The organism is Pseudomonas rubra (assembly GCF_028656935.1).
Classification (GTDB): Bacteria; Pseudomonadota; Gammaproteobacteria; order Pseudomonadales; family Pseudomonadaceae; genus Aquipseudomonas; species Aquipseudomonas rubra.
In genome coordinates, this window is sequence record NZ_JAMDGZ010000040.1 from 1 (window position 1) to 18,859 (window position 18,859).

General features: G+C 61.1%; 17 protein-coding genes. 14 read left to right on the forward strand and 3 right to left on the reverse strand.

All coding sequences use genetic code 11. The features are described from left to right. Positions 1-319: 319 nt before the first annotated feature. Entirely contained in the window at positions 320-1,540 is a 1,221-nt protein-coding gene (locus tag M5G17_RS17825; protein WP_273894237.1) for a CaiB/BaiF CoA transferase family protein, read from the reverse strand. A 13-nt stretch (positions 1,541-1,553) separates the two neighbouring features. Further along, positions 1,554-2,735: an acyl-CoA dehydrogenase gene (locus tag M5G17_RS17830; protein WP_273894238.1), complete on the reverse strand. Its 1,182-nt coding sequence runs from the start codon at positions 2,733-2,735 to the stop codon at positions 1,554-1,556. Positions 2,736-2,895: 160 nt separating this feature from the next. Between M5G17_RS17830 and M5G17_RS17835 the strand changes: the two genes are divergently transcribed. The 10 genes from M5G17_RS17835 (at position 2,896) to M5G17_RS17880 (ending at position 12,673) form a co-directional block, all read left to right on the forward strand. Continuing rightward, positions 2,896-3,822: a LysR family transcriptional regulator gene (locus M5G17_RS17835; RefSeq protein WP_273894239.1), complete on the forward strand. Its 927-nt coding sequence runs from the start codon at positions 2,896-2,898 to the stop codon at positions 3,820-3,822. 406 nt (positions 3,823-4,228) lie between these two features. Next, positions 4,229-5,350: a Re/Si-specific NAD(P)(+) transhydrogenase subunit alpha gene (locus M5G17_RS17840; RefSeq protein ID WP_273894240.1), complete on the forward strand. Its 1,122-nt coding sequence runs from the start codon at positions 4,229-4,231 to the stop codon at positions 5,348-5,350. Between the two features lie 11 nt (positions 5,351-5,361). Next, entirely contained in the window at positions 5,362-5,694 is a 333-nt protein-coding gene (locus M5G17_RS17845; RefSeq protein ID WP_038997786.1) for an NAD(P) transhydrogenase subunit alpha part 2, read from the forward strand. Between the two features lie 2 nt (positions 5,695-5,696). Continuing rightward, positions 5,697-7,133: an NAD(P)(+) transhydrogenase (Re/Si-specific) subunit beta gene (locus M5G17_RS17850; RefSeq protein ID WP_273894241.1), complete on the forward strand. Its 1,437-nt coding sequence runs from the start codon at positions 5,697-5,699 to the stop codon at positions 7,131-7,133. A 178-nt stretch (positions 7,134-7,311) separates the two neighbouring features. Further along, positions 7,312-8,805, forward strand: coding sequence for an acetyl-CoA hydrolase/transferase family protein (locus M5G17_RS17855; RefSeq protein WP_273894243.1), 1,494 nt, complete (start codon positions 7,312-7,314; stop codon positions 8,803-8,805). 318 nt (positions 8,806-9,123) lie between these two features. Then, a complete protein-coding gene (locus tag M5G17_RS17860) occupies positions 9,124-9,339 on the forward strand; it encodes a DUF1127 domain-containing protein (RefSeq protein ID WP_010222590.1) in 216 nt (71 codons plus the stop codon). A 298-nt stretch (positions 9,340-9,637) separates the two neighbouring features. After that, positions 9,638-9,955 carry a DUF2388 domain-containing protein gene (locus M5G17_RS17865; RefSeq protein WP_273894246.1) on the forward strand — a complete coding sequence of 106 codons (318 nt, stop codon included), beginning with the start codon at positions 9,638-9,640 and terminating at the stop codon, positions 9,953-9,955. Between the two features lie 121 nt (positions 9,956-10,076). Next, positions 10,077-10,370, forward strand: a complete 294-nt coding sequence (locus tag M5G17_RS17870; protein WP_273894248.1) for a DUF2388 domain-containing protein — start codon at positions 10,077-10,079, stop codon at positions 10,368-10,370. 27 nt (positions 10,371-10,397) lie between these two features. Next, positions 10,398-10,718, forward strand: coding sequence for a DUF2388 domain-containing protein (locus M5G17_RS17875; protein WP_273894250.1), 321 nt, complete (start codon positions 10,398-10,400; stop codon positions 10,716-10,718). Then, positions 10,715-12,673 carry a DUF7844 domain-containing protein gene (locus M5G17_RS17880; protein ID WP_273894251.1) on the forward strand — a complete coding sequence of 653 codons (1,959 nt, stop codon included), beginning with the start codon at positions 10,715-10,717 and terminating at the stop codon, positions 12,671-12,673. The genes M5G17_RS17875 and M5G17_RS17880 overlap by 4 nt, the downstream gene beginning before the upstream one ends. Here M5G17_RS17880 and M5G17_RS17885 read toward each other — a convergent pair whose 3' ends face one another. Beyond that, complete coding sequence (locus tag M5G17_RS17885) at positions 12,674-13,075, reverse strand: GFA family protein (RefSeq protein WP_273894252.1); 402 nt, start codon at positions 13,073-13,075, stop codon at positions 12,674-12,676. Positions 13,076-13,378: 303 nt separating this feature from the next. Between M5G17_RS17885 and M5G17_RS17890 the strand changes: the two genes are divergently transcribed. From M5G17_RS17890 to M5G17_RS17905, 4 genes are all read left to right on the forward strand, one after another. After that, positions 13,379-14,686: a CitMHS family transporter gene (locus M5G17_RS17890; RefSeq protein ID WP_273894254.1), complete on the forward strand. Its 1,308-nt coding sequence runs from the start codon at positions 13,379-13,381 to the stop codon at positions 14,684-14,686. Positions 14,687-14,761: 75 nt separating this feature from the next. After that, positions 14,762-15,529, forward strand: a complete 768-nt coding sequence (locus tag M5G17_RS17895; protein ID WP_273894255.1) for a TerC family protein — start codon at positions 14,762-14,764, stop codon at positions 15,527-15,529. A 214-nt stretch (positions 15,530-15,743) separates the two neighbouring features. Further along, positions 15,744-17,402, forward strand: coding sequence for a Na/Pi cotransporter family protein (locus tag M5G17_RS17900; protein ID WP_273894256.1), 1,659 nt, complete (start codon positions 15,744-15,746; stop codon positions 17,400-17,402). Positions 17,403-17,439: 37 nt separating this feature from the next. After that, positions 17,440-18,816, forward strand: coding sequence for a M16 family metallopeptidase (locus tag M5G17_RS17905; RefSeq protein WP_273894257.1), 1,377 nt, complete (start codon positions 17,440-17,442; stop codon positions 18,814-18,816). Positions 18,817-18,859 lie beyond the last annotated feature (43 nt).

Genomic DNA, 18,859 nt, shown 5'->3' on the forward strand with positions numbered 1-18,859 from the left:
AGCGTTTATTTTGAAGTTTTCCAGAATTTCTCTTTCAACTTCAACCACTTGACTCGCTGCGATCTCTCGTTAGCGGGAGGCGAATTCTACAGCGTTTCAATCCGCTGTCAACCACCTTTTTCACCGCTAGCGATCTTTCGATCGAAGCCCCTCCGGAATGCCCTGAAACTGCTAACTCGTTGAAACTCAAGGAGTTTTCAGCTCCGACTGCGCCGGAAGTGGGGCGAATTATAGAGAGATTAAATCGGGCGTCAAGGACTTATTACAAACTTATGACAACATGCCTTTGAAACGCCTCTCTATATAGAAGGGAAGGGCGTCAAACCACCCTAGCCACCTGCAAACGCTCGATCTCCGCAGCCGACAAGCCAAGCACCTCACCGAGGATCTGCTCGGTATGCTCGCCCAACAACGGCGGCGCATGGCGATACTCCACCGGCGTCCTGGACAAACGAATCGGGCTGGCCACCTGCGGCACCTGCCCGGCAAGCGGGTGAGGCATTTCAATCGCCAGCCCCCGCGCCTTGACCTGAGGATCGGCAAACATCTGCGCCAGGTCATTGATAGGCCCGCACGGCACACCCACCTGCTCCAGTTGCGCGACCCATTGCGCAGTGGTCTTGAACACCGTGGCCTGGCGGATCAACGGGATCAGCTCGGCACGATTGGCAACCCGCTGCTTATTAGTAGCAAAGCGTGGGTCGTCCGCCCATTGCGGCTGGCCTGCGACCTCGGCGAACTTGCGGAACTGCCCGTCGTTGCCCACGGTAAGAATGAAATCGCCGTCAGCGGTAGGGAAGTCCTGGTAAGGCACGATATTGGGATGAGCATTGCCCAGGCGCCGAGGCGGGGTGCCGGTAGTGAGGTAGTTCATGGCCTGGTTGGCCAGGCAGGCAACCTGCACGTCGAGCAACGCCATATCGATGTGCTGGCCGCCGCCATCGCGGTCACGATGGGCGAGGGCGGCCAGAATCGCTACGGTCGAGTACAGCCCGGTGAGGATGTCAGTCAGCGCTACACCCACCTTTACCGGCCCCGCACCTTCTTCACCCTCCGGGCGCCCAGTCAGGCTCATCAGCCCGCCCAGGCCCTGGATCATGAAGTCATAGCCTGCACGCTTGGCGTAGGGCCCGGTCTGGCCGAAGCCGGTGACCGAGCAGTACACCAGGCGCGGGTTGATCGCCTTCAGACTTTCATAGTCCAGCCCATAGGCAGCCAGCCCACCCACCTTGAAGTTCTCGATCAGCACGTCCGACTTGGCCGCCAGCTCGCGCACCAGATACTGGCCCTCGGGCTGGGTGAAGTCGATGGTCAGCGAACGCTTGTTGCGGTTGGCCGCCAGATAGTAGGCCGCCTCGCTGGTGTTCTCGCCATAGGCGTCCTTGAGGAAGGGCGGGCCCCAGGCGCGCGTGTCATCGCCGCTGCCTGGGCGCTCGACCTTGATCACTTCGGCACCCAGGTCAGCAAGAATCTGCCCGGACCACGGCCCGGCCAGTACTCGCGACAGGTCCAGCACCCGCAGATGAGATAGCGCGCCCATAGCTGGCTCCTTATTAATAGAAGGACTGAATGCCGGTCTGCGCGCGACCGAGGATCAGCGCGTGCACGTCGTGAGTGCCTTCATAGGTGTTGACCACCTCAAGGTTGACCAAGTGACGGGCCACGCCGAATTCGTCGGAGATACCGTTACCACCGAGCATGTCGCGAGCCAGACGGGCGATATCCAGGGCCTTGCCGCAGGAGTTGCGCTTCATGATCGAGGTGATTTCGACCGCAGCGGTGCCTTCGTCCTTCATCCGACCCAGGCGCAGGCAACCTTGCAAAGCCAGGGTGATTTCGGTCTGCATGTCGGCCAGCTTCTTCTGGATCAGCTGGTTGGCGGCAAGTGGGCGACCGAACTGCTTACGGTCCAGAGTGTACTGGCGCGCGGTGTGCCAGCAGGCTTCCGCAGCCCCCAGGGCGCCCCAGGAGATGCCATAACGGGCGGAGTTCAGGCAGGTGAACGGGCCTTTCAAGCCACGCACATCCGGGAAGATGTTCTCTTCGGGCACGAACACGTTGTCCATGACGATCTCGCCAGTGATCGAAGCGCGCAGGCCGACCTTACCGTGAATCGCCGGGGCGCTCAGGCCCTGCCAGCCTTTCTCGAGAACGAATCCGCGAATGTCGCCGGCATCATCCTTGGCCCAGACCACAAACACGTCGGCGATCGGGCTGTTGGTGATCCACATTTTGCTGCCGCTCAGGCGATAGCCGCCGTCTACCTTCTTGGCCCGGGTGATCATCGAGCCCGGGTCGGAACCATGGTCAGGCTCGGTCAGACCGAAGCAACCGATCCATTCGCCGCTGGCGAGCTTGGGCAGGTACTTCTGCTTCTGGGCCTCGGTACCGAATTCGTTGATCGGCACCATGACCAGGGAAGACTGCACGCTCATCATCGAGCGGTAGCCGGAGTCGATGCGCTCCACTTCCCGCGCAATCAGGCCGTAGCACACATAGTTCAGGCCGCTGCCGCCGTATTGCTCGGGAATGGTTGCCCCCAACAGGCCGATTTCGCCCATCTCGCGGAAGATCGCAGGGTCGGTTTGCTCGTGGCGGAAGGCCTCCAGCACGCGCGGGGCCAGCTTGTCCTGGGCGAACTGATAAGCGCTGTCACGCACCATGCGCTCTTCTTCAGTGAGCTGTTGGTCGAGCAACAGCGGGTCGATCCAGTTGAAGCTTGCTTTACCGGCCATGAGCGAATCCTCGAGAGATGGGTCCAGAGTTGTTGTGCATTGATCCTAGGCCCGTTCAGGCGACGAGACAAACGAGGATTGCGCATGCTCTTGTGATATTTTCTCACTTCGTCATGGCCGAAAAGGCCATCTTCACGCCACATTAGTGAGGTCGCTGTACATGCGACGCAAGATCCCCAGCACAGCGGCACTGGTCTGCTTTGAGGCCGCCGCCCGCCACGAGAGCTTTACCAAGGCATCCCAGGAGCTATCCCTGACCCAGGGCGCCGTATGTCGGCAAATCGCCGGGCTCGAGGAGTTTCTCAATGTCGAATTGTTTCGCCGCTCCCGGCGCGGGGTGAAGCTCACGGAAGCCGGGCTTTCCTATAGCCGTCGAGTCGCCACCCAACTGGATGCGGTAGAGCGCGACACCTTGTCGGTGATGGGCCAGCAGGGCGCCAACGTCATCGAACTGGCAGTGGTGCCAACCTTCGGCACTCAATGGCTGCTGCCGCGGCTCAAGGACTTCCAGCAGCGCCACCCGGAGGTCACAGTCAACCTGACCAACCGTACCCGGCCATTTCTGTTTGCCGACACCAGCTTCGACGCGGCGATCTACTTCGGTGATGCCGACTGGTCGGGCACCGAGTCCCACCGACTGATGGGTGAGAACCCCGTACCGGTATGCAGCCCGGCGTTGCTGGCCGGCAACCGGCAACTCACGCCCGGGCAGATTGCCCAGCTACCGCTGCTGCAGCAGACCACCCGACCCTATGCCTGGCGCCAATGGTTCAACAGCCTGGATATGAGCGTCGCGCGCGACATGACCGGCCCACGCTATGAGCTATTCTCGATGTTGGCGCAGGCCGCCATGCACGAGATGGGCGTGGCACTGATTCCACCCTTCCTGATCCAGCGCGAACTGGCGGAAGGGCACCTGGTGGTAGCCAGCCCGCACGCGCTGTCGAGCATCAAGGCTTATTACCTGATGATCCCCGAGCGCAAGGTGGAATCGGCCTCGTTGCGCGCCTTCCGCGACTGGCTGGTGACTGAAGCAAGCCGCTACGCCGCAGTACATAAGGACGACAACTTTAAACTGACCCCGTAGTCAATAAAATCCAAGCCCTACAGATATAAGAAAATGTCGCATTTAACCCAACTGTTTCAGGCACCCTCACAAAAGCCCTTAACCCTGCTGTCTATGCGGCTTTCACAGCATAAATCGCGCTTTGATCATGGCATTCAGCAAAATCGGCGGAAAATTTTCAAATTTTACCGTAATCTCCCTGAAGCCCACGTTTGGCGGGCTCCAGGCCTGTTCTTGCGACATTCGGTCACAGGGTGACTTGTAGTTTGATTGCCGTCACCCTTCAAAACTGGTTGAAGCGATTCAGGAATCACCTGCAAAATGCCGCGCCCCGCCTGAATTCGGCGGGATCGTGCTGATCGGCCGCCCCAGCGCACCATCCGCAGTGCACTGGTTTACCAACAAAAGATCACGCAGGAGAAATGACGTGCACATTGGTGTTCCTCTCGAAACGCAGACGGGCGAAACACGGGTTGCTGCAACCCCGGAAACCATCAAGAAACTGATTGGCCAGGGGCATCAAGTCACAGTCCAGAGCGGCGCCGGCGTCAATGCCAGCGTTCCGGACAGTGCCTATGAAGCAGCAGGCGCCACTATTGGCAGCGCTGCCGATGCGTTTGGAGCTCAGCTTGTTCTGAAGGTTGTAGCCCCTGACGATAGCGAACTGGCCCAGATCAAGAGCGGCACCGTTCTGGTGGGCATGCTCAATCCATTCAACAACGAAACCATTGCCAAGATGGCCGAGCGCGGCATCACCGCCTTTGCCCTTGAAGCTGCGCCGCGCACCTCGCGAGCACAAAGCCTCGATGTGTTGTCGTCGCAAGCCAACATCGCCGGTTACAAGGCCGTGTTGCTGGCGGCTCACCACTATCCGCGCTTCATGCCGATGCTGATGACTGCTGCCGGTACCGTTAAAGCCGCACGCGTGCTGATCCTCGGCGCAGGTGTCGCCGGGCTGCAGGCCATCGCCACGGCCAAGCGCCTGGGTGCGGTGATCGAAGCCTCGGACGTGCGTCCGGCGGTAAAAGAGCAGATCGAATCGCTGGGCGCCAAGTTCATCGATGTCCCTTACGAGACGGATGAAGAGCGCGAATGCGCCGAAGGTGTCGGGGGTTACGCCCGGCCCATGCCGGCCAGCTGGATGCAGCGCCAGGCCCTGGCGGTGCACGAGCGCGCCAAACAGGCCGATATCGTCATAACCACCGCACTGATTCCCGGCCGCAAGGCACCGACCTTGCTCAGCGCCGAGACCGTGGCGCAGATGAAGCCCGGCTCGGTGGTCATCGACCTGGCTGCAGCCCAGGGTGGCAACTGCCCGCTGACCGTTGCCGACCAGGTAGTGGTAGAGCAGGGCGTGACCATCGTCGGCCCGACCAACCTGCCAGCCCAGGTTGGCGCTGATGCCTCGGCGCTGTATGCGCGCAACCTGCTCGACTTCATGAAGCTGCTGTTCGACAAGGACGGCGCACTGACGATCAACCTCGAAGACGACATCGTCGCCGCGTGCCTGATGTGCCGCGACGGCCAGGTCATCCGCAAGAACGGATAAGGAGCCAGACAATGGAAGACATGCTGATCTCTCACGGCGTCTATAACCTGATCATCTTCGTGCTGGCGATCTATGTCGGTTATCACGTGGTCTGGAACGTCACCCCGGCACTGCACACCCCGTTGATGGCGGTCACCAACGCCATTTCCGCCATTGTCATCGTCGGCGCCATGCTGGCCGCCGCGCTGACCGTGACACCGCTGGGCAAGACCATGGGCACCCTTGCGGTGGCCCTGGCCGCGGTCAACGTATTCGGCGGTTTCCTCGTCACCCGGCGCATGCTGGAGATGTTCAAGAAGAAAGCCCCAGGCAAGGGCGCAGCGAAGCAAGAGGGGCAGAAGTAAACATGAGCATGAACCTGGTAACACTTCTCTACCTTGTCGCCTCGGTGTGCTTCATCCAGGCGCTCAAAGGCCTGTCGCACCCGACCACCTCGCGGCGCGGCAACCTGTTCGGCATGCTCGGCATGGCCCTGGCGGTGATTACCACCGTGGGCCTCATCTATAAGCTGGGCGCTGAGCTGGCCACCGATGGTATCGGCTACGTCATTGTCGGCCTGCTGGTTGGCGGTACCGCCGGCTCGATCATGGCCAAACGCGTTGAAATGACCAAGATGCCCGAGCTGGTCGCCTTCATGCACAGCATGATCGGCCTGGCCGCGGTGTTCATCTCCATTGCCGCGGTGGTCGAACCGCAATCGCTGGGCATCGTTGCCAGCATCAGCGACCCGATCCCGACCGGTAACCGCCTGGAACTGTTCCTCGGCGCCGCCATCGGTGCGATCACCTTCTCAGGTTCGGTCATTGCCTTCGGCAAGCTCTCGGGCAAGTACAAGTTCCGCCTGTTTCAGGGGGCACCGGTACAGTTCAGCGGCCAACACAAGCTGAACCTGGTCCTGGGCCTGGCCACCCTCGGCCTGGGCCTGGTGTTCACCTTCACCGGCAGTTACAGCGCCTTTGCCCTGATGCTGATCCTGGCGTTCATCATGGGCGTGCTGATCATCATCCCGATTGGTGGCGCCGACATGCCAGTGGTGGTGTCGATGCTCAACAGCTACTCGGGTTGGGCGGCAGCCGGTATCGGCTTCTCGCTGAACAACTCGATGCTGATCATCGCCGGCTCCCTGGTCGGTTCGTCCGGTGCGATCCTCTCGTACATCATGTGCAAGGCGATGAACCGTTCGTTCTTCAACGTCATCCTCGGCGGTTTCGGTGGTGCGGCAGAAGCGGCCGGCCCTGCAGGTGCCAAGGAAGCCCGCCCGGTGAAATCCGGTTCGGCCGACGACGCCACCTTCCTGCTCAGCAACGCCGACACCGTGATCATCGTCCCGGGCTACGGCCTGGCGGTGGCCCGTGCCCAGCACGCGCTCAAGGAGTTGACCGAGAAGCTGACCCACAACGGCGTGACCGTGAAGTATGCGATCCACCCGGTAGCAGGGCGCATGCCTGGGCACATGAACGTACTGTTGGCCGAAGCCGAAGTGCCGTACGACCAGGTGTTCGAGATGGACGACATCAACTCCGAGTTCGGCCAGGCCGATGTGGTGCTAGTGCTCGGCGCCAACGACGTGGTCAACCCGGCGGCCAAGAACGATCCGAAGTCGCCGATTGCCGGCATGCCGATCCTCGAAGCCTTCAAGGCCAAGACCATCATCGTCAACAAGCGCTCGATGGCCAGCGGCTACGCCGGCCTGGATAACGAGCTGTTCTATCTGGACAAAACCATGATGGTCTTCGGCGACGCCAAGAAGGTCATCGAAGACATGGTCAAAGCGGTCGAATAAGCCTACAAAACTGCTGTGACAAATAGCCCCAGCGCGGTACCGGCTGGGGCTTTTTCATGCCCGGCCAGCCGACAGAAGGCTCAGCTTCAAGGCTTTGCATTCGACCTTGGTCGCGGGACGTGGCCAGGCGAAAACACTAGACTGCGCATCTAGCTTTAGTAGCCCGAGATAACAATCCATGTACCGTGATCGTATCCGCTTGTCCTCCCTGCACAGCAAGGTAATGAGTGCGGCTGATGCCGCTGGCCTGATCGAGGACGGCATGACCGTCGGCATGAGCGGTTTCACCCGCGCCGGTGAAGCCAAGGCCGTGCCCCACGCACTGGCCGAACGCGCTAAACAGTCGCCGCTGAAAATCAGCCTGATGACCGGCGCAAGCCTGGGCAACGACCTCGATAAACAACTGACCGAGGCCGGTGTGCTGGCCCGGCGCATGCCGTTCCAGGTCGACAGCACCCTGCGCAAGGCCATCAATGCCGGCGAGGTGATGTTCATCGACCAGCACCTGTCGGAAACCGTCGAGCAGCTGCGCAACCAGCAGCTCAAGCTGCCGGACATCGCGGTCATCGAAGCAGTGGCCATCACCGAGCAAGGCCACATCGTGCCGACCACTTCGGTGGGCAACTCGGCCAGCTTCGCGATTTTTGCCAAACAGGTCATTGTCGAGATCAACCTGGCGCACAACGCCAACCTCGAAAGCCTGCACGACATCTATATCCCGACCTATCGTCCGACCCGCACGCCGATCCCGCTGGTAAAAGTCGATGACCGCATCGGCAGCACCGCGATCCCGATCGACCCGGCCAAGATCGTCGGCATCGTCATCACCGATCAGTCTGACTCACCGTCCACCGTACTGGCGCCGGACGATGAAACCCAGGGTATCGCCAACCACCTGATCAACTTCCTCAAGCAGGAAGTCGACGCCGGGCGCATGACCAACAAGCTCGGTCCGCTGCAGGCCGGTATCGGCAACATCGCCAACGCGGTGATGTGCGGTCTGATCGACTCGCCGTTCGAAGACCTGACCATGTACTCCGAAGTACTGCAGGATTCGACCTTCGACCTGATCGACGCCGGCAAACTGAGTTTCGCCTCGGGCAGCTCGATCACCTTGTCGAGCCGCCGCAACGCCGACGTGTTTGGCAATCTGGAGCACTACAAGGACAAACTGGTGCTGCGTCCGCAGGAAATCTCCAACCACCCCGAAGTGGTCCGCCGCCTGGGCATCATCGCCATCAACACGGCCCTTGAGTTCGACCTGTACGGCAACGTCAACTCCACTCACGTCTGTGGCACGCGGATGATGAACGGCATCGGTGGCTCGGGCGACTTCGCCCGCAACGCGCACCTGGCGATTTTCGTCACCAAGTCGATTGCCAAGGGCGGGGCGATTTCCAGCGTGGTGCCGATGGTCAGCCACGTCGACCACACCGAGCACGACGTCGACATTCTCGTTACCGAGCAAGGCCTGGCTGACCTGCGCGGCCTGGCGCCACGCGAGCGGGCCCGGGTGATCATCGACAACTGCGTGCACCCGGACTACCGCGACGCGCTGAACGACTACTTCACCCGCGCTTGCGAGCGCGGTGGGCATACACCGCACATCCTGCGCGAAGCCCTAGCCTGGCACGAAAACCTGGAAGAAACCGGGCGCATGCTCGCCAGCTGACCTGAACAGTCACCCGCCGGTTGTGTGCAATGCCAACCGGTCGGGCAACTGATATATTTGTTCAGGAGTAAACTGTTCTACTGTACTGGTGCTTTCAGTACCATTTTCCGCGACCCACGCTCCCATCCGATCAAAAATGCACCATTTTAGTGCTGACCAGTACAGTTGCGCCTATTCCGAGTGCAACAGTCGCTTTAAACAGTTAACTGGCCCATCACAATGTAGATGAACTGTATCTACTGTTATGGACGACAGAGGAGGATCATTGGCATCAGTTAAATCACTACCTAATGCCGCCACAAGCGGAAGGATGACATCATGGAACGTACCCTCAGTTCCGATCTGGTTTTCGAAAACACCGCCGAACAATCCAAGGCCTCGCTGCCCCTGCGCCTGCTGGCCAACCTGATGCTGTGGCAACGCCGTATTGCCAGCCGCCACCAGCTGGCTCGCCTGGATTCGCGTCTGCTGGCTGATGCCGGTATCAGCGAAGCACAACGCTACGAAGAGCTGAGCAAGCCGTTCTGGCGTTAATGCAGGGCTCGCCGGCCAAGGCCGGCACCTAGAATTCCTCGAAACCCGTCGCAGGTGACTGCTGACGGGTTTTGTCGTTCAAAGGCCCGGATTAGAGCGTCCGTACAAGACACCTGTACAGTTTTTATTTTAATACAATTGACAGGTACAGTTGATAAATCTTGCCACGATACGGTCCAACTCGCGTATTGCCCTCGCGTGATACCCTTAACGTACCCAGCTTGGTAAAAAGTAGCGCAACAAGCTGAGCGTGCGTCTGACATAAGAACCACCAAAGAGCCTATCCAGGAGATCGACCATGTTCCATTCACGCTTGTTTGGCGCCGCCCTGCTGCTGGCCCTGGCTTCCACTGCCAACGCCACCAGCTTCGTCGTCACCACCGATACCGTCGTTCGTGGTGTCGCCGCCTCCACTGATGCCACCTCCGATGTGTCGTCTTCGTTCCGTGACGACAAAATCGTCCAGGCCGCCCGTGACGACGCTGCCAGCTTCATTGCCAGCCACGGCGACATCCGCGGTGCGAAACTGGAGAGCGCTTTCGCCCATATTCGCCAGCAGACCCCAACCCTGCAGGCCAGCGACGCACAACTGGCACAGGCCATCCTGGCGCTCTGAAGTCGCTCGCTTCCGGCCCTGTGCATGTAACACCATGCAACTAAGCCGGGCCCTCTGCGCTGGTCCTCACCGGCGCATTGGGATAGCCTTGGCCGCCTGATTCAGCTGCCGTTCGAGACCCATGCGTTATCTGTCATTGCTGTTGCTCGTGTTCTGCTGGAGTGGTGCCGCCCAGGCGCTGGACCTGACCACCAACAACCTGGTCGTCAGTGGTTATGCCACCAGCCAAGTGACATCGGCGCCCTTCGATCGCAAACTGCTGCTCGCCGCCCAGGACGATGCAGCAGCCTTCGTGGCCAGCGATGGCCAACGGCGGGGCGCTCGCCTGGAAGCTGCATTGAGCCGGCTGCGCCAGGCCAACCCGCACCTTCATGCCAGCGACCTTGAACTGGCGCAGGCAATTCTCGTCCAATAAACACTTCTGTTCTCCCGGAGATGCTCCATGCGTAACCCGCTGATTGCCGCCACTCTTGGCCTTATGCTGCTGGCCGATGTGGCCCAGGCACAAACCCTGGTGGCCACCAGCAACATTATCGTCCGTGCCTTTGGCCGCTCGATCGACTTCACCTCCGACACCACCACTTCGATTCGCGACTCAAAAGTCGTACGCGAAGCCCGTGACGATGCCGCCAGCTATGTCGCCAGCCGTGGCGACATAGCTGGCGCGCAGCTCGAAGCCGCCTTCGACACCCTGCGCCAACGTGTTCCCGAGGCACGCCAGGCCAGCGACCAGGTCCTGGCTGAAGCTATTCTCGCGCTGTGAAACCGGTGCGTGCCTGGCTGCTGGGCTGCCTGCTGATACTGTGTTCAAGTCCGGTACTGGCCGACCTGCAGTTGGTGCTGCAGGCCGACGGCTTGAGCCCGCAACAACAGCACGCGAGCCAGGCACTGCTGGACGAAGCCCTGCAGGCACTGCCGCCGAGCTTCAAGACCCGCCTTGACCGACGCGTTCAGGTCAGCTGGAGCAGCCACATGCCGGAGGACGCCTACGGTCAGGCGTCGCTGGTCTCGACCCTGCAACTCAATAGTCGCCTGCTGCCCAGCCTGGTCGACGGTAGCGCGGCAACGCAAAAGACCGGCCGCCCCCACGGCACTGTGCGCCAGGAGCTGCTGGCCACCGTCCTGCATGAGCTGACTCACATTTATGACCGCGCCCGCCTGTGGCAAGGCACCCAGCGTCGGTTGATCACCCAGTGCGCTCGGCAACACAACAGCCAGGGCAAAATCGGCCTGCCCGAGCAATGCCGCGGCCAAAGCGAACGCCGCTTCACCCTCAGCGACGATCCACGCCTGCTCGACCTGGCTGGCTGGCCGCAGTATGTAGGCCGTCGTGGCGAACGCGAACAGCACAACCGCCAGGTGGCACGTAGCCCCGACAGCTATGAGCTGAGCAGCCCCAAGGAATTCATTGCGGTCAACATGGAGTACTTCCTGCTTGACCCAAGTTTTGCCTGCCGCCGTCCGGCCCTGCAGGCATACCTGAGAGAGCACTTCGACTGGGCACCCGAACATCCAACATGCCCGAGCGCACTGCCGTTTCTCAATGCCGGCAACGACTTTGCCAAATCACCGCTGGGCGAGATCGACCCCGAGCGGGTCTATGCCGTCGATTACCTGTTGGCCGAAGCCAACCAGAACTGGGTCAGCCGTTGGGGCCACAGCATGTTGCGCCTGGTGATCTGCGCCCCGGGGCGCCCGCGTGGGCCGGACTGCCGCCTGGATCTTGACCAGCACCTGGTGCTGTCGTACCGGGCTTTCGTCAATGATGTACAACTGTCGAGCTGGGACGGTTTGACCGGTGCCTACCCGTCGCGACTGTTCGTGTTGCCACTGGCCCAGGTTATCGACGAGTACACCAAGACCGAACTGCGCAGCCTGGCCTCGATTCCGCTCAGGCTCGACCGTGACGAACTGGAAAGCCTGGTGCGCCAGGCTGCCGAAATGCACTGGAGTTACGACGGCAACTACTACTTTCTGTCCAACAATTGTGCGGTCGAAACCCTCAAGCTGTTACGCAGCGGCACGGCCAACCCGCGCCTGAGCGACCTGGACAGCATCGTCCCCAATGGTTTGCTCGAAGTCCTCGCGGGCCGTGGCCTGGCTGATGTCAGCGTGCTCGACGACCCACGTGAGGCGCTGCGCCTGGGTTATCGCTTCGACTCCTATCGGGACCGCTACCAGGCGATGTTCCTGGTGCTGAAGAAGCAGCTGCCGATCAAGCAGGACAGCGTCGAGGCCTGGCTGGAACAATCCGCCGAACAACGCCAGCAATGGTTCGCCCGGGCCGACCTGCGCACCAGCGCGGCCTTGCTGCTACTGGAGCAGGCTAGTCTGCGCCGGCAACTGTTGCTGGCCCAGGACGAGGTCAAGCAGCGCTACCTGAGCGGCCGCGAACGCAACGACGCCAGCGTCGGCAAAGCCAACAACACCCTGCAACAGATTCTCGCCAACAGTGGATTTCTCAGCCGCCCGGCAGAACTGCTGGGCAGCAGCGGCTACGGCCTGCCTCAGGCCAGCGAGCGGGAAAAGCTACTGAGCGAAACCCGCCTGCGGCAAACCCAGCTACAAACCCTCAGCGCCGACCTTGATAAAGAAGTGCGCGCCTTGCTCGACCCGGCACGCGCCGCTGAAATCAAAGCGGTAGAAGCCAATATCAAACAGGTGGGCGAACACCTACGCGCACTGCACAAGGCCGGCGGCGGCCTGCAACTGCCCTGATCACAGGGTTTCGCCGGGCTCTGCAGGCAAGTGCTCGTCCAAACGCAGCCAAGGCAGGCGGCTGTCGCTCCAGATGTGCCGGCTCGGCGGCGCAAGTTCCGGATGATCCAGGGTAGTGACAGTGACGTCGATGCTCTGCGGGCTAAGATCCGTGGTCAGCGCCACATGGGCACCGCAACGACTGCAGAAATAGCGCACGCAACTGGCCGACGAGTCGTAGCGTTGCGGCGTGCCGTTCAACCATTGGAAGTCATCGCAGTTCACGGTCAGCCAGGTGATCAGCAAGCCACCTGTGACCCGCCGGCACACCGAGCAGTGGCAATGGGCAACATCCGTCAGTGGGCCCTCAATCCGGTAGCGCAGGGCTCCGCAATGGCAGCCGCCTTCATACGTATCACGCATCGCTCCCTCCTGTTGCCTGCTGGGTAATAGCCAACAATGCACCTCTGGTCGGTTTAGGGCCAGCGAAAGCTGGCTGAAAGCTTCCCACCTTAGGATTGCCCCACTACCGGCACAAGACCGGTCAGCCAGGGCAGCGTTTGTTTCAGACGGCGCCCGGCCCAATTAACAACAACAATGGTGATACTGATGCTTTCCTACGCCCGCCTCCCTGCAGCAATCCCTCCGCTATTCCACGCGCCGCGCCCCGTGCGCTGATCCGCCCGAATCGTTTTTCCTTCGTCGCGCTACGCCTGGAGTACTCCCATGCTGACCTTCCTCGGCTTTGCCATGGTCATCACCTTCATGTACCTGATCATGACCAAGCGCCTGTCGGCCTTGATCGCGCTGATCCTGGTTCCGATCCTGTTCGCCCTGTTCGGCGGTTTCTCGGGCGATATCGGCCCGATGATGCTGCAAGGCATCACCAAGCTGGCGCCCACCGGCGTGATGCTGATGTTCGCCATCCTGTACTTCGCCCTGATGATCGACTCCGGCCTGTTTGACCCGGCCGTGCGCAAGATCCTCAAGCTGGTCAAGGGCGATCCGCTTAAAGTATCGGTCGGTACTGCGGTGCTGGCCCTGGTGGTTTCGCTCGATGGCGACGGCGCCACCACCTACATGATCTGCGTCGCAGCCATGCTGCCACTGTACAGCCGCCTGGGCATGAGCCCACGGATCATGGCCGGGCTGATCATCCTCGCCGGCGGCATCATGAACATGACCCCCTGGGGCGGGCCGACCGCACGCGCCGCCAGTGCCCTGCATGTCGACCCATCCGATATTTTCGTGCCGATGATCCCGGCCATGCTCGCCGGTGTCGTGGCCCTTCTGGCCATCTCCTACATGTACGGCAAGCGCGAGCGTGCCCGCCTGGGTGAGCTGCACCTGCCGGGCGATGAAATCGATCACAGCGAAATCAGTGTCTCGCAGTTCCCTGACGCACGCCGGCCGAAACTGCTGTGGTTCAATGGGGCCCTGACCGCCGCGCTGATGGTTGCCCTGATCATGGGCCTGCTGCCCCTGCCGGTGCTGTTCATGATCGCCTTCAGTATCGCCATGATCGTCAACTACCCGTGCCTGCAGCAGCAGAAGGACCGCATCGCCGCCCACTCCGGCAGCGTGCTGGCGGTGACCGGGCTGATTTTCGCCGCCGGTATCTTCACTGGCATCCTCTCCGGCACTGGCATGGTCGATGCCATGTCCAAGAGCCTGCTGGCAGTCATCCCGGATGCGCTGGGCCCGTACCTTGCGGTGATCACCGCGATCGTGAGCATGCCGTTCACCTTTTTCATGTCCAATGACGCGTTCTACTACGGTGTGCTGCCGGTACTCTCCGAAGCCGCCAGCCACTACGGTATCTCGCCAGTGGAAATGGCCCGCGCGTCGATCGTCGGCCAGCCCGTGCATCTGCTCAGCCCGCTGGTACCCTCTACTTACCTGTTGGTGGCCCTGGCCGGTATCGAGTTTGGCGATCATCAGCGCTTCACCCTGAAGTGGGCAGTGCTGATCTGCCTATGCATAATGTTCGCCGCGCTGCTCATGGGAATTTTCCCACTGTTCAGTAGCCTATAAGACAACAGAATTACCTAACCGTGGCTGCGCCCCATTGCCTGGGGCGCACTGCTTACACCGTTCGAAGGAATACACATGGAATGGCTGACCAGCCCAGAGATCTGGGTTGCCTTTTTTACTCTGACAGCGCTTGAGATCGTGCTCGGTATCGACAACATCATCATGATCTCGATCCTGGTCAGCCGCATGCCCAAGCATATGCAGCAGCGCACCCGGATCTTCGGCCTGGCGCTGGCCATGGTCACCCGGATCCTCCTATTGCTATCGATCACCTGGGTGATGCGCCTGACCGCAGACCTGTTCGTGGTGTTCGACCACGGTATTTCCGGGCGTGATCTGATCCTGTTCTTTGGCGGCCTGTTCCTGCTGTGGAAAAGCTCACAGGAGATCTACCACGGCCTGGAAGGCGAAGACGAAACCAACGACGAGCCAAGCGGCGCCGGTGGCAAGTTTTTCTACACCATCATCCAGATCGCGATCATCGACATCGTCTTCTCCCTGGACTCGGTGATCACTGCAGTCGGCATGGTTTCCCACGTACCGGTAATGATCGCCGCGATCGTCGTCGCCGTGCTGGTGATGATGCTCTGCGCCGGTGCCATCAGTAATTTCATCGACAAGCACCCGTCGCTGAAGATGCTCGCCCTGTCGTTCCTGATCGTGGTCGGTACCGTGCTGATTGCCGAATCCTTTGACGTTCATGTGCCTAAAGGCTACGTGTACTTCGCCATGGCGTTTTCGCTGGCGGTCGAAGCGATCAACATCAAGATGCGCACAGCGATGGCCAAGAAGAGGCAGCAGAGTGATCCGGTGAAACTTCGCAAGGATATTCCGGGTCAGTAATCCCGGTGCTGTAGCAAAGGGCCCTGCGGGGCCCTTTTTCATTGGCCTTCATGTCAGTTTTGTTTCAAAGGCCGTTCTGCCTATGCCATGCTGGCGCCATGGCCATTGGCCGACTACAGCTTAAGTGAGCACTGGGAAAAACCGCCTGGCAGCAGGACAGGCTCACGGCATCATCCATTTGCCCCGCTGGGGCACTCAACAGGGGGCCATTTCAATGCTGACCCTGCTCAATCTGCTTTCCGCCGTGGCGTTGCTGATCTGGGGCACGCACATCGTGCGTACCGGCATCCTGCGGGTGTATGGCTCGAACCTGCGCCGGGTGCTGAGCCAGAACATGTCCAAGCGACCTCTGGCCTTTGTCGCCGGGATCCTGGTCACGGCGATGGTACAAAGCAGCAACGCCACGGCGATGCTGGTGACCTCGTTCGTCGGCCAGAGCCTGATGGGCCTGACCCCGGCGCTGGCGATCATGCTGGGGGCCGATGTCGGTACCGCGCTGATGGCCCGGGTGCTGACGTTCGACCTGTCGTGGCTGTCACCGCTGCTGATCTTTCTCGGGGTGATCTTCTTTCTTTCCCGCAAGCAGACCCGCGCTGGCCAACTGGGCCGCGTCGGTATCGGCCTGGGCCTGATCATCCTCGCCCTGCAGTTGATCGTCGAAGCAGCGGCACCGATTACCCACGCCCAAGGCGTGAAAGTACTGTTCGCCTCGCTGACCGGCGATATCCTCCTCGACGCCCTGGTCGGCGCGCTGTTTGCGCTGATTTCCTACTCCAGCCTTGCCGCTGTGCTGCTCACTGCAACCTTGGCGGGTGCCGAGCTGATCAGCTTGCCGGTGGCCATTGGCCTGGTTATCGGCGCAAACATCGGCAGCGGCCTGCTGGCCTTTCTCAGCACCAGCATGCAGAACGCCGCCGGCCGCCAGGTGGCGCTTGGCAGTTTGCTGTACAAGCTCATCGGCCTGGTGCTGATCATTCCCGTACTGCACCCGCTGGTGACGTGGATGGACAGCCTGAGTTTCAGCCCCCAGGAACTGGTGATCGGCTTTCATCTGCTCTACAACACCCTGCGTTGCCTGATCCTGTTGCCCACGGTGACGCCCATGAGCCGTCTGTGCAGCTGGTTGCTGCCCGAGCGCGAAGAAACCAACGGCCGTGCCCGCCCACGGCACCTGGACGCTACCGCACTGACTACGCCAAGCCTGGCCCTGGCCAACGCCGTCCGCGAAACCCTGCGCATGGGCGACCTGGTCGACAGTATGCTCGATGCCATGCTCAACGTGCTGCGTGGTACCCAGACCGCCATGACCCAGCAGATGCGTGGCCTGGGCGAAGACGTCGAGGCCCTGTACAACGCCATCAAGCTGTACCTGGCGCAAATGCCCCGTGAAGACCTCAGCGAGCAGGACCGCCGACGCTGGGCCGAGATCATTGAACTGGCAATCAACCTCAAGCTTGCCAGTGACCTGATCGAGCGCATGCTGCGCAAGGTTCAACAGCAAAAAACCTCGCAACGCCGGGAGTTTTCCGACGTCGGCCTGGAGGAACTCACCGGCTTGCACGGCCAGTTGCTGGCCAACTTGCGCCTGGGCCTGTCGGTTTTTCTCAGCGCCGATCCGGAAAGTGCTCGCCAGCTGTTGCGCGAGAAGCGCCGCTTCCGCGCCCAGGAGCGGCGCCTGGCCCACGCTCATGTCAGCCGACTGCAACGTAAAGTGGTGCAAAGTATCGAGACCAGTTCATTACATCTGGAGCTGATCGCCGACATGAAGCGATTGAACTCCTTGTTCTGCAGCAGTGCCTATGTGGTATTGGGCGGCTCCGATACCGGCGGCCTGCTGCTCGACAGCGTGCCGGACGACGCTCATTCACCCTGATTGCTCGCCCCCAAGAACTCCCGCAAGGAAGCTCGCCATGCGTTGCCTGATGTTCATTTGCCTGCTGCTGGGCTGTATGCCCGGCTTTGCCCTCGACCGCTCCCAGGTCGAAGGCTACCTGTTGCCCAACGGCCTGCAGGTCGTGCTCAAGTCAGGCTATGAACGCAACCATGTATCGATCCGCCTGGTGGTGGGGGTCGGCTTCGATGATTTCCCGTGCGATCGCCAGGAGCTGCCGCACCTGCTTGAGCATTTGCTCTTCAGTGGCATCGATGACCGTGGTGAAGGCGGCCTGGAGGAGCGCATGCAGGCCCTGGGCGGGGAGTGGAACGCCTACACCAGCAGCGCTGACACCACCTTCGTCATCGAAGCGCCAGCACGTAACCAGCGCAAGGTGCTCGACCTGCTGCTGGCCGTAATCAACGATACCCAAATCGACGACAAAGCCCTGGAACTGTCCAAACGCATCGTCGAGCACGAAGACGGTGGCCACTACACCCGCCTGCAGCGCTGGCTCGATCGCCAGGATATCGGCCACCCGGCCAGCGACCAGCTGGCGGTGGAACTGGGGCTCAAGTGCGCCGAACGCTCATCAGTCGAGGACATGAGCCTGGAAGCGGTCAACGACCTGCGCCAGCACTGGTACGCCGCCAACAACATGACCCTGATCGTCGTCGGCGGCCTCGACCGCCTGCTGCCGGCCTACCTGGAGCGCACCTATGGCGAGCTACCGGCAGTCGAGCCGGGTGAGCGCAGGGTACTGGAAGGCGTTACCCACAAGGCTGAGGCACGTCGCGAGCTGAGCCGTGGCTGGCTGGGCGACAGTGCCCGGTTGCATTGGCTGTTTCTGGAGCCGGTGCTGGACCAAGACCATGGCCAGACCTACGACCTGCTGCAGCGTTACCTGGACTGGGCGCTGTACGATGAGTTGCGGCTCAAACACGGCTTTTCCTACGGTCCCTACAGCCAGCGCGAGAGCTTCGGCGACACCGGGCTGATGACGCTCAATGCCGATATCGACCGTGCCGATATCAATGCCGCCGAGAAAACCCTGGCGGCCATGCTAGAGCGCCTGCGCAAGGATGGCCTGGACCCGGCGACCTTCCAGCGTATCAAGCAGGCTGCCATCGACCGCGAGGCGTGGGCCACCCAGGGCAACAGCGCCCTGGCCGATTACTACTGGGGGGCACTGAACGACTTTGACGAAGGGCGTTTTGCCGATCCGGCGCGGGCGTTGCGCAAAATCAGTCTGGCAGACGCCAACCGGGCCCTGCAGCTGTTGCTGGCCGAACCCGGCTATGTGCGGATCGAGAAGCCGCTGCTCAGTTATGACGAGCTGTATGGCTGGGTGGCGCTGGCGGTGGGGGTATTGCTGGCCGGGGTGCTGATCTGGGGACGCCGCCGTTCACGCTGAAACCATCGGGGGGGCAAGCCCGCGCCTACAGATGGAGTATCCT